Raw genomic sequence first — 17,498 nt, 5'->3', positions numbered from 1 at the left:
TCGGCCACCGACGGGGCGGACCGGGGCCGCCGTTCGTCCGCGGAACGGATGTCTATCGCGCGCACGTCCACCGCCGGATCCCCGGCGACCGTCTCCAGCACCCGCAGCAACCGGTCACCGAACGCCTGCGCGGTCGCCTCGTCGAAGATGTCCGTCGCGTAGCCGAAGCGCAGCTCGAGACCGGTGCGCGCGCCGTCGGCGGTGAACTGCTCCAGCACGGTGACCTGCAGGTCGAATTTCGCCTGCGCCAGTGGGAGATCGACCGCCTCGACCGCGAGCCCGGGCAGTTCCACCTGCGCCCGCGGCATGTTCTGGAAGGTGAGCAGCACTTGGCACAGCGGCGCGTACGACGCGGAACGGATGACGCCCAGCGCCTCGACCACCTGATCAAACGGCACGTCCGCGTGCGAGAGCGCGGCCAGGTCGCGCCGGGTGGCCTGGCGCAGCAGCTCGGCGAAGCTCGCGCGCGGGTCGACCTCGGTGCGCAACGCCACGGTGTTGACGAACATGCCGACCAGCTCGTCCAGCTCGCGGACACCGCGCCCGCCGACCGGGACGCCGACCGTGATGTCCCCCGAGCCGGACAGTTTCGCCAGCAGCACCGCGAGCGCGCTGTGCACCAGGGTGAACAGCGTGCCGCCGTGTTCGCGGGCCAGCCGCTCCAGCCGGACGGTGCGCTCGGCGTCGATCGCGCGGAGAACGCTTGCCCCGTGCATGCTTCGGCGTGCCGGGCGCGGACGGTCGGTGGGCAGGGCCAGGACTTCCGGCGCGGCGGCCAATTCGGCTCGCCAGAAGGCGAGTTGGCGTGCCGCCAGGCTGTCCGGATCGGCGGCGTCGCCGAGCGTCTCGTGCTGCCAGGCGCTGTAGTCGCGGTATCGGATCACCGGTTCGGCCCACTCCGGGGCATGTCCGGCGGATCTGGCCGCGTACGCGCGCACCAGGTCGGCGGTCAGCGGCGCGATGGAATACCCGTCGGCCGCGATGTGGTGCAGCACGACCACCAGGACGTGGTCGCCGGCGGCGGGGCCGAACAGGGCGGCGCGCACGGGCGGTGCGGTGGCGAGGTCGAAGCGGAGCGACACGAACTCCGCGATCCGCGTCTCGAGTTCCGCTGGCGGCACCGGGATCGGCGTCAGGCCGACCGGCGACGCGGGCACGACCTCTTGGACCGGCCCCGCCTCGGTATCGGGATACCTTGTGCGCAGCGTCTCGTGCCGGTCGAGCACGTCGCCGACAGCCGCCGCCAGCGCCGCCACGTCCAGTTCGCCGCGCAACCGCAGCGCCGCCGGAATGTGGTAGGCCGATGAATCCGGCGCGAGCCGGTGGACCACCCACATGCGCTGCTGCGCGGGCGCGAGCGGCGCGGGCCCGGCGCCGGCGCGGCGGACCAGTGCGGGCCGGGCCGCGCCGCGCCCGGTGACCGCGAGCCGCTCGGCGAGCGCCGCCGGTGTCGGAGCTTCGAACACCGCGGCCACCGGGACGTGCCCGCCCAGTGCCGCGCCGAGCCGGGCCGCGAGCCGGGTGGCCATCAGGGAATTGCCGCCCCTGGCGAAGAAGTCGTCGTCCACGCTCACCGCGTCCACACCGATGACCTCGGCGAACGCTTCCGCGACCAGCCGCTCCAGCGCACCGGCCGGTGCGCGGAAGGCCGCCTCGGCGAACACCGGCTCGGGCAGCGCGGCGCGATCGATCTTGCCGTTGGCCGTCAGCGGCAGCGCCGCCAGCACGACGACGGCCGCGGGCGTCATGTAGCCGGGCAACAGCGCGGCCACCGCCGTGCGCAGCGACGCGGCGAGTTCGGCGTACGTGCCCGGATCCGCTTCCGGCAGTGCGGCATACGCGATGAGCCGGGTTCCGGCGCGCTCGTCGGCTCGCGCCACCGCGACCGCCGCGCTCACCCCAGGCTGCCGCAGCAGAGCGGCTTCCACCTCGCCGAGTTCGATGCGGAAGCCGCCGATCTGCACCTGGAAGTCGGCGCGCTCCAGGTACTCCAGGGTGCCGTCGGGACGCCAGCGCACGATGTCGCCGGTGCGGTACATCCGCTCGCCCGCCGCACCCGGTTCCGCCGCGAACGGGTCGGCCACGAAGCGGTCGGCGGTGAGCGCCGGACGACGCCGGTAGCCGCGCGCCAGCTGCGCACCCGCGAGATACAACTCGCCCGGCACCCCGATCGGCGCGGGCCGCAGGCGCTGGTCCAGCACGTAGACCCGGCTGTTCCAGGCGGGCGAACCGATCGGGACGGTGTGCTCCGGCGGTGTGCGTACCGGGAACGCGGTGATCGACACCGCCGCCTCGGTGGGACCATAGAGGTTGTCCAGCGTGGTTGCGGCGCGGTGGCGGCGCAGGAAGTCCGCGGCCGTCGCGGCCGGCAGCGCCTCGCCGATGGCGAGCACGTGGCGCAGCGTCTCCGGCAGCGTGGCCCCCGGCTCGGCCGCCAGCAGCATGCCGATCAGGGCGGGCACCGCGTGCAGCACGGTCACGCCGTGCCGGCGCAGCAGCGCGCGCAACAGGTCCGGATCGCGTTCGGCCCCGGGCGCGGTGACGATCAGGCGCCCTCCGGTGACCAGCGGAGACCACAACTCCCACACCGATAGGTCGAAGGTCGCGGGCGTCTTCAGCAGCACGCGATCGTCCGCGCCGAGGCCGAATCGCTCGGCCAGCCAAGCGAGCTGGTTCACGATCGCGGCGTGCGGGATCGTGACACCCTTCGGCAGACCCGTGGATCCGGAGGTGAAGACGACATACGCCGGATGCTCCGGACGCAGCGGCCGCACCCGCTCCGCGTCCGTGATCGGCGTCGCGGCGAACCCGTCGAGCTCGAGCCGATCGACTTCCAGTGCGGCGCAGCGTGTTCCGGTAGGCACGCCGTCGGCCGACGTCGTGAGGACGACCGCGGGCGCGGCGACGGACATGATGTGGGCGATCCGTTCGGCCGGATGGTCGGGATCGATGGGCACATAGGCCGCTCCCGCGCTCACCACGGCGTACATCGCGACGACCAGGTCCGGTGAGCGGCGCATCGCCAGCACGACCGTCGATTCCGGGCCGATTCCGGCCGCGATGAGCCTGCGCGCCAGACGATTCACCCGGTCACCGAACTCGGCATAACTCAGTTCGGCTCCGGTCGTCGCGTCCACCAGCGCGACCGCCCCCGGGCTGTGCGCCGTCTGCGCGTCGATCAGATCCGCGAGCGTGGCCCGCGCGACCGGCTGCCTGGTCCGGTTCCATTCGGCGAGCACCAGCGATCGATCGGTGCCGAGCAGATCGATGTCCCCGACCGGGAGGTCCGGCCGGGCCGCGACCGTTTCCAGCATCCGGCGCAGCTGGGCGGCGAATCGGAACGCGGTCGGCCGCTCGAACAGATCGGTGGCGTAGCGCAACGCCAGGTCGACGCCGTCGGGCAGGCCGTCGGCGTCGTAGGCGTCCACCGCGAACAGATGCAGGTCGAATTGCGCCACGCCCTGGTCGAAGTCGAGTTCGCGGACCTCCAGTCCGGGCAGGCGCAGGTGCCCGCGCTCGTGGTTCTGGAACGAGTAGCCGACCTGGAACAGCGGATGGCGAGCGGTCGAGCGCACCGGATTGAGCACTTCCACCAGGCGTTCGAACGGCACGGTCGCGTGTTCGAGCGCCGCCAGGTCGGCGGCGCGGGCACGCGCGAGGAGCCCGGCGAACGACTCGCCGCCGTCGACGCCGACGCGCAGCACGAGGGTGTTGACGAACATCCCGACCACGTCGTCGAGTTCGGCGGCGCCGCGTCCGGCCACCGGCGTGCCGATCGCGATGTCACCGGTGCCGGACCAGCGCGCGAGCAGCACCGCGAACGCGGTGTGCAGCACCATGAACAGCGTCGCGCCGTGCCGCCTGCCGAGGGCGGCGAGATCCGCGTGCAACCGCGCGCCGATCGTCGACGGCACCTGGTCGCCGCGCAGGCTCTGCTTCGCCGGACGCGGGCGGTCGGTCGGCAGCGCCAGCTGGTCGGGAAGCCCGGCGAGTGTTTCGGTCCAGAACTCGATCTCGCGGGCCGCCACCGATCCGGCGTCGTCCTCGGCGCCGAGCAGATCCCGTTGCCACAAGGCGTAATCGGCGTACTGCACGGCGAGCGGCGCCCACTCCGGTGCGGCGCCGTCGCGACGCGCGGTATAGGCGACCATCAGGTCCCGCACGAACGGCGCGATGGACGAGCCGTCGGCGGAGATGTGGTGCAGCACCGCGGCGAGCACGAATTCGCCGTACCCGTCCTCGGGACGCTCGCTCGCTCGGGTCACCCGGAACAGTCGTATCCGCACCGGAATCTCGACGGTGACGTCGAAGGTCGTCTCCGCCAATTCCCGGACACGCTGCGGTACTTCGCATTCCGGAATGTCGACCGGCCGCAGTGCCGGGGCGGCGTCGGCGGCTGCGACGACGAGCTGCACCGGTTCGCCGTCGACCTGCGGATAACGGGTGCGCAGCGCCTCGTGCCGGGCGATCACGTCGGCGAGCGCGGCTTGCAACGCGGCCACATCCAGCCGGCCGGACAGCCGCAGGGCCACCGGGATGTTGTACGCGGTGGACGACTGGTCGAACCGGTTCAGGAACCACATCCGCTGCTGCGCGGGCGAAAGCGGTATCCGCGCCGGACGCGGCCCCGCCACCAGCGGGGGCCGCGCCCCGCCCATGGCCACCGCACTCGCCACGGCCGCGAGGTCCGCGACCCGGGGAGCTTCGAACAGCGCCCGCACCCCGACCGTCCGGCCCAGCGCCGCGCCCATCCGGGCGACCGCCTTCGCCGCCAGCAGAGAACTGCCGCCGAGCGCGAAGAAGTCGTCGTCGGCGCCCACCGCGCGGGCCGATCCGAGCACCTCGGCGAACACCTCGGCCACGACGCGTTCGCTCGAAGTGGACGGCGCCCGGTAGGCGGTCGACTCGAACCGCGGCGCGGGCAGCGCCGCACGATCGAGTTTCCCGTTGACCGTCAACGGGATGCCTGGCACCGGCACGATCGCGGCGGGCACCATGTGCTCGGGCAGGCGGTACATCAGCGCTTGCCGTAGCGCGGCGGTATCGATCGGCTCGTCGGCGGCCACCACGTACGCGACGATGCGCGGTTCGTCCACCAGGTCGGTGCGCACCACCACGGCGACCTCGCGCACCGCGTCGGACGCGTCGAGCAACGCGGCCTCGATCTCGCCCAGCTCGATGCGGAAGCCGCGAAGATTCACCTGCTGATCGGCGCGCCCGAGGTACTCCAGGTCGCCGTCGGGGGTCCAGCGGGCCAGATCGCCGCTGCGGTAGGCGAGCGATCCGTCACCGGCGTACGGGTCCGCGACGAAGCGGCCCGCGGTCAAGGCGGGGCGGTGCAGGTAGCCGCGCGCCAACTGGCCGCCCGACACGTAGATCTCGCCGGGCACCCCCACCGGCACGGGCCGCAGCCGGTCGTCGAGCAGGCGCACGGTCAACCCGGGCAGCGCGCCGCCGATCACGCTCGCGGAGCCGGTGCGCCCGTCGATCTCGCGATAGGACACGTGCACCGTGGTCTCGGTGATGCCGTACATGTTCACCAGGCGGGGTCCGTCCGAGTAGCGGGCGAACCAGCCCGCCAGGCGCTGCGGCTCCAGCGCCTCACCGCCGAAGACGACAGTGCGCAGCGCGAACGGCGCGGGTTCCGGCTCGGCGAGATCGGCGGCGACCAGCTGATAGAACGCCGACGGGGTCTGGTTGAGCACGGTGACCCGTTCGGCGATCAGCAGTTCCCGGAACTGCTGCGGTGAGCGCGAGGTGTAGTAGTCGACCACCACCACCGTCGCACCGGACAGCAGCGGACCCCACAGTTCCCACACCGAGAAGTCGAAGGCGTACGAATGGAACAGAGTCCACACGTCCGCCGGACCGAAGCCGAACCGCCGCCGCGTGTTGTCCAGCAGTCGCAGCACGTTGCGATGCGGCACCACGACGCCTTTGGGCCTGCCGGTGGAACCGGAGGTGTAGATGACGTAGGCGACGTGCGCGGAGCACAACGGGCTGCGCCGATCGGCGTCGGTGATCGGCGCGCCATCGAACTCCGCGAGGTTCGGCGCGTCGACGTCGATCACCGGTCCGCCGAACCAGCCGCGCGGCAACTCGGTGGCGGCGCCCGCGATCGCGCAGATCGGGCGGGCGTCGTCGAGGACGTACTCGATCCGGTCGTCCGGGTAGGCCGGATCGATCGGCAGGTATCCGCCTCCCGCTTCGAGCACGGCCAGCAGTGCGACCACCAGCTCCGCCGAGCGGGGCAGCGCGACGGCGACCAGCGTCTCCGGCCCGACACCCGCGGCGACCAGCCGCCGCGCCAATCGGTTGGACCAGTCGTCGAGTTCGGCGTAGGTCAGCGACCGCGCGCCGTCCCGAACCGCGACGGCGTCCGGGTCCAGCGCGGCGGCGCGGGCGAAACGCTCGGCCACACTGCCGGTGACGTCGGCGACGTCGTCCCCGCCGACCGGCCATTCGTACAGCGCGCGGTGCTGTTCCTCGGCGCTGAGCAGCTGGATGTCGCCCACGACCACGGTCGGGTCGGCGGCGACGGCGGCGAGCACCTGGGTGAACCGCCTGCCCAGCACCTCGATCGACGGGGCGTCGAAAAGGTCGGTGGCATAGCGGATCTCGACCCGCATGCCGTCGGCGCGGCCGTCCCGGTCGTTCGACTCCAGCACGGTGAACTGGAGGTCGAATTCGGCCACGGGCGCGTCGAACTCCTGCGCGCGCACCCGCAGGCCCGGCAGTTCGAGGTCGGGCAGGGCGAAGTTCTGGAAGGTCAACGCCACTTGGAACAGCGGATGACGGTTGCGCGAGCGGGTGGGCGCGAGCGCCTCGACGAGTCGTTCGAACGGCACGTCGGCGTGCGAGAGGGCGTCCAGGTCCTGGTCGCGCACCGCGTCCAGCACGGTCTCGAACCGGGCCCTGGAGTCGACGGCGGTGCGCAATACCAGCGTGTTGACGAACATGCCGACGAGCCGGTCCAGCGCCGCGTCGCCGCGTCCGGCGACCGGGGTGCCGATCGCGATGTCCGAGCCGCCGGACAGGCGGGCCACCAGCACCGCCAGCGCGGCGTGCACGGTGCTGAACAGCGTGGTCTCCCGTTTGCGCGCCAGCTCGCCCAGTTCGCTGTGCAGATCGGAGTCGATGCGCAGGCGGTGGGTCGCGCCGCGGTGCGACGAGACGGCCGGACGCGGGCGATCGGCGGGCAGTTCGAGCTGCTCCGGCAGGCCGTCCAGGACGCGCCGCCAGTAGTCCAGTTGCCGCTCGAGGTCGGCGGATTCGGCTTGCCAGAGCGCGTAGTCGGCGTACTGCACCGGCAGGGCGTCCCAGGCCGGCGCGGCGGCGGCGCGACGCGCCGAGTAGGCGGTCATCAGGTCCTCGGCCAGCGGACCGAGGGAGAAGCCGTCCGCGGCGATGTGGTGCAGCACCAGGGCGAGCACGGACTCCGTCTGCGGCGCGTCGACGATCGCGAACAAGGTCGCGCGCAATGGGGTCTCGGTGGTCGGATCGAAGGGGATTGCCGCCAGCTCCCCGAGCCGTTGTGCCAGCGCGGTTTCGGTCACCCGCACGACCGGTAGGTCAGGGTCGGCCGAAGGCAGGATCAGTTGTTCCGGGCCTTCCGGGCCGTCGGGGTAGACGGTGCGCAAGGTCTCGTGCCTGGCCACCACATCGGCCAGGGCCGTGGTCATCGCCGCGAGGTCGACCTCACCCGCGAGCCGCAGCGCGACCGGAATGTTGGCGATCGCGTCGGCCGGACCGGCTTGCTCGTCGGCGTGGAAACGGTTGACGAACCAGATGCGCTGCTGGGCCGGGGACAGCGGAATCCGGTCCGGCCGTGGGCGGGGGCGCAGTGGTGCGCGTCCGCCATCGCCGCGATGCGCCTCGGCGCGAGCGGCCAGCGCGGCGACGGTCGGCGCGTCGAACAGCATGCGCACCGGCAGCTGGGTGTCGAGCGCCGCGCCCAGCCGGGCCGCCGCCCGGGCGGCGGTGAGCGAGTTGCCGCCGAGGGCGAAGAAGTCGTCGTCCAGGCCCACCCGGTCGACGCCGAGCAGGTCACCGAACGTGACGGCGACGAGTTCCTGGACCGGTGTGGCGGGCGCACGGAACCGCGCGGACTCGACCACGGGCGCCGGTAGCGCGCGGCGGTCCAGCTTGCCGGAGGCGTTGACCGGGAACTCGGTCAGCACGACGTAGGCCGAGGGGACCATGTACGCAGGTAGTCGCCGGGTGAGCGCCGCTTCGACCGCGCTCAGGTCGAGGCTCGTCCCGGATGTCTCGATCAGGTAGGCGACGAGGCGTTCACCGGTACCGGCGTCGTTCCGCACCACCACGACGGCTTGGGCGATCTCGTCCAGGCCGGTCAGCGCCTGCTCGATCTCACCGAGTTCGATCCGCAGACCACGCAACTTCACCTGGAAGTCGGTACGCGCCAGATACTCCAGCTCACCGTGCTCGGTCCACGCCACCAAGTCACCCGTGCGATACATCCGCGCACCCGGCACCCCATACGGATTGGCCACGAACCGATCGGAAGTCAGATCCGGACGCGCGACATAACCCCGCGCGAGCTGCACACCCGCCAGATACAACTCACCCGCCACACCCACCGGCACCGGACGCAACCGAGCGTCCAACACGAACACCTGTGTGTTGAACACCGGCGCACCGATCGGCACCGACTCGGTGTCGGCGTCCACGACCTCGTGGAACGTGACGTCGACCGCGGCTTCGGTCGGACCGTAGAGGTTGTGCAACGCGGCACCGGTCAACTCCCGCAGCCGATGCGCGGGCTTGGGCGGCAACGCCTCACCCGAAGCGAACACCAATCGCAGCGAACCACACTGCGCCGCTGCCGTATCCGCCACGAACACCGCCAACATCGACGGCACGAAGTGGGTAACCGTCACCTTCTCCGCGCTGATGACCTCCGCGAGATAAGCCGGATCACGATGCCCGTCCGGCTTCGCCACAACCAACCGCGCACCGATCTGCGACGGCCAGAAGAACTCCCACACCGAGACATCGAACGTCGCGGGCGTCTTCTGCAACACCACATCGGCAGGAGTCAGCTGATAGGCAGTCTGCATCCACACCAAGCGGTTCACGATCGCCGCATGCGAGACCGCCACACCCTTCGGACGACCCGTCGAACCCGACGTGAAGATCACATACGCCGTATTCGACGGCGTGAGCGTCCCGAGCCGGTCCGCATCGGTGAGCGGTTCGCCGGAATAGTCCTCGGTGTCGAACAGGTCGACATCCAGCACGGCCCACAGCCCGCTGCCCTCGGCCGAAGAGGGCAGTTCGAGCCCGTCCTCGGAACGGGTCAGCACGCACACCGGGCGCACGGTCCGCAGCACGTCGGCAACCCGCTCGGCCGGATGTCCCGGATCGATCGGCACAAAGGCGCCGCCCGCCGCGAGCACCGCGTAGAGGGCCACCACGAGATCGACCGACCGCTGCATGCCCACCGCCACGGGCTTGTCCGGCCGCACGCCGACGGACACCAGCAGCCTGGCCAGCCGGTGCACCCGGCGCGCGAACTCGGCGTAGGTCAGAGATTCGCCCTCGAAGGTGAGCGCGATCGCGTCGGGCGTGCGCGCCGCCTGCGCCTCGAACAGCGACACCAGCGTCGCTTCCGGATCCACCGGGTAGCCGGTGGCGTTCCAAGCGTGCAGGACGAGGGCGCGTTCTCCCGAGCCGAGCACGTCGATCGCCTCCAGCGACACCTGCGGGTCGGCGACCACCGCCTCCAGCACCCGGCGCAAGCGCAGCGCGAACGACGCGACGGTGGCCGGGTCGAAGAGGTCGGTCGCGTATTCGAAACTCGCGGTGAGGGCGCCATCCGGCGCTTCCGCCACGGAAAGATGCAGGTCGAATTTCGCTGTCCGGGTGTCGATATCGAGCCGCGATACGGTCAGGCCGGGCAGCTCGAGTTCGGTCCGCGCGGTGTTCTGCCAGTCGAGCATCACCTGGAACAAGGGATGCCTGGCCGCCGACCGCTCCGGCGCCAGTACCTCGACCAGGCGCTCGAACGGCGCGTCGGCGTGGGCGAAGGCGGCCAGATCGCGCTCGCGGATCGCCGCGACGAACCCGGTGAACGTCAGCTCGGGCCGGACGTCGGCGCGCAGCACGACGGTGTTGACGAACATGCCGACCAGCTCGTCCAGCGCACGGTCGCCGCGACCGGCCACCGGGGTGCCGAGCACGATGTCCCGCTGTCCCGAGAGCGTGGCCAGCAGTGCGGCGAACGCCGCGTGCAGCACCATGAACAGCGAGGCGTTCGCCGCGTCGGCGATCTCCCGCAACCGGCGCCGCGTCGCGGCATCGATGGTGAACGCGTGGCGCGCGCCGCGACCCGACGCGACGGCGGGACGCGGCCGATCCGCGGGCAGCGCCGACACGTCCGGAAGACCGGCCAGCTCGCCGCGCCAGAACCGGATCTGCCCGGCGAGAATCGAATCCGGATCGTCCTCGGACCCGAGGGTTTCGCGCTGCCACAACGCGTAATCGGCGTAGTGGACGCCCAGGGGCGTCCAGTCGGGTGCGGCGCCCGCGCGACGAGCGCTGTAGGCGCGCATGAGATCACGGGTGAGCGGTGCGAGCGACCAACCGTCGGCGCTGATGTGGTGCAGTGCGACGACGAGCACGTGATGGTTGTCGCCGAGACGCAGCAGAGCCAGGCGCACCGGCGGCTCGCGATCCACCCGGAAGGGGATTCCGACCAGTTCGCGGATCCGCTCCGGCAACAGCCGCTCGTCGAGCGTTTCCACGACCAGTTCGATGCGCGCCTCGTCGACCGGCAACACCAATTGATACGGAATGCCCTCCGCCGCCGGGAAAATCGTGCGCAGTGACTCGTGCCTGGCCAGCACGTCGGCGGCCGCGTCGGCCAGCGCCGCCCGGTCGAGCGCCCCGCGCAACCGGATGGCGGCGACCAGATTGTCGGCCACCGACGCGGTGTCGAACTGGTTGAGGAACCACATGCGCTGCTGCGCGTACGACAGCGGGACGCGCGGGGGACGCGGCCCGGCGACCAGCCGCGCCCGGTTGCGCGCCCGGCCGCCGCCGGACAGGTGCGCGGCCAGCGCCGCCACGGTCGGGTACTCGAACAGCGCCCGCACCGGCACCTCGGTGTCCATGGCGTCCGCCAGACGGGCCGCGATCTGCGTCGCGACCAGCGAATTCCCGCCCAGAGCGAAGAAGTCGTCGTCCGCGCCGACCAGGTCGACGCCCAAGGCCTGCCCGAACACCGCGGCGACGGTCCGCTCCCCCGGCGTGCCGGGCGCGCGGAAGGTCTTGGTGACCGGTTGCGGGTCGGGCAGTGCCGTGCGGTCCAGCTTGCCGGAGGAAGTGAGCGGCATAGCGGTCAGCGCGACGTACGCGGTGGGCACCATGTACGAGGGCAGCACCCGGCGCAGCCGCTGCTCCAGCTCGGCGGCCAGGCGGTCGGGCGCGACGGCGCAGACCACGTAGGCGGCCAGCGTCGCGCCGGAGGGCTGGGCGACGACCCGCACCGCCGCCGCGCGCACGTCGTCCATGGCGAGCAGAGCGGCCTCGATCTCACCGAGCTCGATCCGCTGCCCACGCAGTTTCACCTGGAAATCGCTGCGGCCCAGATACTCCAGCGCGCCGTCCCGGCGGCGGCGCACCAGGTCCCCGGTCCGGTACATCCGGCTGCCCGCCGGTCCGTGCGGGTCGGCGACGAAACGCTCCGCGCTCAGGCCGGCGCGGCCGTGATAGCCGCGCGCCAGCTGCACGCCGGACAGGTACAGCTCGCCGACCACGGCGTCCGGAACCAGCCGCAACCGCGCGTCGAGGACCACGGCCCGGCTACCCGGTACCGGACGCCCGATCGGCGCCGGGCCGCCCACGGCCGGGTCGACGGGAGCGTGCGTGGCGTGCACGGTGAATTCGGTGGGACCGTACAGGTTGTGCAGCCGCGCGCGGCTCACCGCGGCGAACGCGGCGGCGGCCTCGCCGGTCATCGCCTCGCCCGCCACCAGCACGGTGCGCAGCGAAGAGATAGCCTCCGGCACGGCGGCGGCGAACACCGTGAGCATGGACGGGACGAACGAGGTCATCGTGACCTGGTGCGCGGCGATGGCCTTCGCGAGGTAGCGCGGGTCGCGATGTCCGTCGTGGTCGGCGACGACGATCCGCGCGCCGCGGGTGAGCGGCGCGAACAGCTCCCACACCGAGACGTCGAAGGTGGCCGGGGTCTTGAACAGCACGACGTCGTTCGCGTCGATCCGGTATTCGTCCGCGAGCCATCGGATCTGGTTGACCGCCGAGTCGTGCTGCACCGCGACGCCTTTGGGGCGGCCGGTCGATCCGGAGGTGAAGATGACGTACGCGATACCGGATGCGCGCAAGGGCGAGGTGCGGTGGGCGTCGATGACCGGCGTGTCGGAGTACTCCTCGACGTCCGGTCCATCGACGGCGATGACCGGAAGCACTGGTTGCTCCGCGAACTCCTCCGCCCGGCCGTCCCGGGTTCGGGTCAGCACGCACACCGGGCGCGCCGCGGCGATCACCTGCGCGATCCGGGCCGCGGGCTGGTCCGGATCCACCGGCACGTACCCGCCGCCCGCGGTCAGCACCGCGTACGCCGCCACCACGAAATCGATCGAGCGCCGCAGGCCCAGCACGACCGTCCGCTCCGGGCCGACGCCCGCGGCGATCAGCCGCCGCGCCAGCCGGTTGACCGCGCCAGCGAACTCCGCATAGCTCAGCTGCCGCTCGTCGTCGAGCACCGCGACCGCGCCCGGCGTGCGCCGCACCTGTGTCTCGAAGGCGGTGAGCAACGTCTCCGCCGGGTCCTGGACGCCGGCGGGGGCCTGCCCCGCCGCGAGGGCGCGCGCTCGCCCGTCGTGGTCGAGCAGGGGCAGATCGCGCACCGCGATCCCGGGATCGGCGGTGATGGCGTCCAGGAAGCCGATCAGCGCACGGGCGTAGCCCGCGATGGTGGCCGAGTCGAACAGATCCGTGGCGTAGGTGAATTCGGCGGGAACCCCCGCCGGTGCCGAACCTTCCCCGAGTCCGGCGCCGGCGGAGTTCTCGGTGACCGTGAGCTGGAGATCCAGCTTGGTCACTCCGGTCTCCAGGGTACTGGTGGCGACCGACAGTTCGGGCAGTTCGACGGCGATTGCCTCGGCGTTGTCGAAGGCGAGCAGCACTTGGAACAGCGGATGGCGCGCCTGCGAGCGCGGCGGATCCAGCGCCGCGACCACCTGCTCGAACGGCAGCTCGGCGTGGCCGAAGGCGGCGAGATCCCGCTCGCGCACGTGGGCGAGCAGTTCGGTGAACGGCGCGGCGGCGTCGACCCGGGTGCGCAGGGCCAGGGTGTTGACGAACATGCCGATCAGGTCGTCGAGCGCGCGGTCGCCCCGGCCCGCGACCGGGGTGCCGATCACGATGTCCGCGCTGCCGGACAGGCGCGACAACAGCGCGGCCAGTGCGGCGTGCGTCAGCATGAAGGTCGACACGCCCCGCGCGCGAGCGAATTCGTCCATTCGCGAGATCACTTCGCCGGGCAGCTCGAAGCCGAATGTCGCGCCCCGGCCGGAGGCGACCGCCGGGCGGGGCCGGGCGGCGGGCAGGTCGAGCTGGTCGGGCGCGCCTGCCAGCGCTCCGGTCCAGAACGACAGCTGCGCGGCGGCGAACGGACCGCCCGCGGAGCCGAGCAGTTCGAGCTGCCAGAGGCTGTAGTCGGCGTACTGGACCGGCAGCGGGGCCCACGCGGGCGCGACACCGCCGCGACGCGCCCCGTAGGCGGTCATCACGTCGCGAGCGAGCACCCGCAGCGACAGCCCGTCGGCGGCGATGTGGTGCAGGACGAGCGCCAGGGCGTGACTGCCGTCGTCCACCGCGAAGATCCGGGCCCGGATCGGGATCTCGCGCTCCAGGTCGAAACCGCGCGCGGCGAACGCGCGCAGACACGCGCCGAGCTCGTCGGCGGCGATCGCCTCCGGTGCGCCCGCCACCTCGGCCACCGACAGCACGACCTGCTGTGCGGCCGGGCCGCCACCGTCGCCGGCCGGCAGCGCGGGAAAGATCGTGCGCAGCACCTCGTGCCGGATGACCACGTCCGCGAGCGCCTGACGCAGCGCCGTGGCGTCCACCGCGCCGTGCAGCCGCACCACGAACGGCATGTTGTAGCTCGCGCCGGACCGCTCGAACCGGTTGAGGAACCAGATGCGCTGCTGCGCCGGGGAAAGCGGAACCAGCGGCGGCCGTGGCCGTGCCCGCAGCTGCGCGACCAAGGACGCGCCGCCGGATCCACCGGCCCGCTCGACCAGTCCGGCGAGTTCGGCCACCGTGCAGGCGGCGAACACGTCACGGACTCCGAGCGGGCAGTTCAGGTCGGCGGACAGCCGGGCGGCCACCTGCGTGGCCACCAGACTGTTTCCGCCGAGTGCGAAGAAGTCGTCGTCGCGACCGACCAGCTTGTTACCGAGCACCTCGCCGAACACCCGCGCGACCGCCCGCTCCACCGAGGTGACGGGCGCGACGTAGCCGGACGACGCCCCGCCGGGAGCGGGTAGCGCGCGGCGATCCAACTTCCCCGAGGCGTTCACCGGCAGTGTGTCGAGCACCACGTAGGCCGCGGGCACCATATATCCGGGCAATGCCCGCGCCGCCGCCGCCCGCAGCAGTTCTGGCCGCACCGCGTCCGGGTCCGCCGCCACCACGTACGCCACCAACTGCGCGCCGGCGCCCGCGTCGTCGCGCACCACGACCACCGCGCGCGCCACCGCGTCCACCCGGGCCAGCACGGCCTCGATCTCGCCGAGTTCGATCCGCAGGCCGCGCAGCTTGACCTGGAAGTCGGTGCGTCCGAGGTACTCCAGCTCACCGTGCGTGGTCCAACGCACCAGGTCACCGGTGCGATACATGCGGTCCCCCGCCCGTGCGGGCCCATTCGGTCCGCCGAACGGGTCGGCCACGAAACGCGCCGCGGTCAGCTCCGGGCGCGCGACATAGCCCCGGGCGAGCTGTACCCCCGACAGATACAGCTCACCCGGCGCCCCGACCGGTACCGGCCGCAGCCGCGAATCGAGGACGTAGAGCCTGGTGTTGAACACCGGCGCGCCGATCGGCACCGAGAGGGTATCGGTGTCGGTGACTTCGTGAAAGGTGACGTCGACCGCTGCCTCCGTCGGACCATACAGATTGTGCAGGCGAACGCCGGTCAGGGCGCGCAGCCGCTGGGCGAGCGCGGCGGGCAGCGCCTCCCCGGAGGCGAAGACCGTGCGCAGCGGCGTGCGGAACACGGTGTCCTGATCGGCGAGGAACGCCTCGAGCATCGACGGCACGAAATGCGCTGTGGTGACGTGGTATTCGTCGATGACGCGGCGCAGATAAGCGGGATCGCGGTGCCCGTCCGGCTGGGCGAGCACCAGCGTCGCGCCGATCTGCAGCGGCCAGAAGAATTCCCACACCGACACGTCGAACGTAGCCGGAGTCTTCTGCAGCACAACGTCTTCCGGGGATAGTCGATAGGTCTGCTGCATCCACACCAGCCGGTTCACGATGGCGCGGTGGGAGATGGCGACGCCCTTGGGCAGACCGGTCGATCCGGAGGTGAAGATCACATACGCCGGATGCTCCGGCCGCAGCGCCGCGACGCGTTCCCGGTCCCATATCGGCCCCGCTCCGACCGTCTCGTCGGCCTGGTCCACCCGCACCGCGGGTAGGCCCGAGAGCTCCGGCGGCTGGTCGGGCCCGGCCGTCAGCACGCAGGCCGGGCGGGCCGTGGCCAGGATGTGCGCGGTGCGCTCCGGCGGATGGTCCGGATCCAGCGGCAGGTAGGCGCCGCCCGCCGCGAGCACCGCGTACATCGCGATCACCAGCTCCGGCGAACGCGGCAGGCGCAGCGCCACCAGTGTCTCGGGTCCGACGCCCAGCGCGATCAGCCGCCGGGCGAGCCGGTTGCTGCGCACGGCGAGTTCGCGGTAGGTCAGGTCCGGCGCACCGGCGGCCCGCAGCGCCACCGCGCTCGGCGTGCGGGCCGCCTGCGCCTCGAACATCGACACCAGCGTCGCCACGGGAGCGAAGCCCGCGGAGCGACCCGGCAGCTGCGCTTCCACGTCGAAACCCGTCTCGTTCCAGATCCGGGTGCTGACCTCGAGTTCCAGCTCGGTCGCGACGTCGACGGCGGCGAGGGCGGTGTCCGGCTCCGTGGCGGCCAAGCGCTCCAGATAGCGGAGGAACCGGGCGTGCTGCCGTGCGACGTCGTCGGCGGTGTACAGGTGCGGGTTGGCCTCGAAGTCGACGTGCACCCGGTCCCGGTCGCCGTAGTAGACAGTGAGGCCGAGGTCCTCGATCGGACCGGTGGACAGCACGTGATAGCGGCCCACGGTCGCGCCGAGGGTGAGATCGCTGCGGAACAGCATGATGTTGGCCAGCGGCCCGAACAGCCCGCGATGCGCGAGACCGGCGGCGCGCTCGGCGTCGCGCTGGATGTCCTCGTGCCGGTAGCGCTGGTGCCGCAGCGCGCCCGCCACCTCGACGCGGGTGGCGCGCAGCAGTTCGCCCCAGGTTCCGTCGACCGGCACCCGCAGCGGCACGATGTTCGACAGCATGCCCGCCGAGCGCCGCAGCGCCGCGGTGGTGCGCCCGGTCACCGGCAGGCTCAGCACCGCCTCGTCCCGGTCGGTCAGCCGGCCCAGGTAAGCGGCGAACGCCGCGAGCAGTACCACCGCGAGCGTCGAATCCTGTTCGGCGGCAAGCGCGTTCATCCGGTCGACCAGTTCCGGCGCGAGCGCTCGCCCCGCGGCGACATTGGCCGCCCGCCGCGGCGCGGCGCGACCGCCGAGGCCGGCCGCGCCGTCCAGCCCGGCCACCCGCGCGGCCCAGTACGCGCGGTCGGACTCGAATCGGGGGCTGTCGCGGTAGGCGAGTTCGGCTCTGGTCAGCGCGGCGAGCGGTTCGGGCCGCACGACCGAGGGTTCGGCGCCGACTATCCGGGCGGTGTACCGCTCGGCCACCCGCACGGTGTTGGTGAGCGCGCCGTAGCCGTCCAGCACGATGTGATGGGCCCGCAGGTACCAGAAGTACCGGCGCTCGGCGACGCGCAGCACGGCGCCCGCGAACAGCCGGTCGGCGAGCAGGTCGACCGGCGCGCTCGCGTCGGCGCGCATCCAGGCGTGCGCGGCCGCCACCGGGTCCTCCTGGTCGCGCAGGTCGACCAGCGGGATGTCGACGGAGAGCCCGGAGTCGACGCACTGGTACGGGACGCCGCCGGATTCCCCGAGGCGCACCAGCACCGACTCGTACTCGCGGGCCGCCTCGATCGAGACCTCCTGCAGCAGCGCGGCGTTCAGCTCACCGCGCACGTCCACGTACTGTGCGACGTTGATCGGCACGTCCGGCTGGAGCAGCTGCGCGTACCAGACGCCGAGTTGCGCGGGTGCCAGGGCGAACGGCTCGGGTGCGTCCGGGGAGGGCTGCGCGGAACGCTGCGGCAACGTGCCGAACCCACCCAACTCCGTATCGTGCAC

The 17,498-nt window shown here is 72.2% G+C and carries 1 protein-coding gene (only partly in view); it reads right to left on the bottom strand.

The annotated features are described in order from the left end of the window. Nucleotides 1-17,498: the 5' portion of a non-ribosomal peptide synthase/polyketide synthase gene (locus tag ABZ552_RS08250; RefSeq protein WP_357436167.1), read on the bottom strand. The gene continues 301 nt to the left of window position 1, outside the view; only the first 17,498 of its 17,799 coding nucleotides appear in the window; it begins with the start codon at nucleotides 17,496-17,498; the stop codon falls past the left edge of the window.

Source organism: Nocardia sp. NPDC019219 (genome assembly GCF_040632645.1).
In the GTDB taxonomy this organism is placed as follows: Bacteria; Actinomycetota; Actinomycetes; order Mycobacteriales; family Mycobacteriaceae; genus Nocardia; species Nocardia sputorum.
Note: the sequence above shows the minus strand (reverse complement) of the source record. Positions and strands in the feature narration are given on the sequence as shown.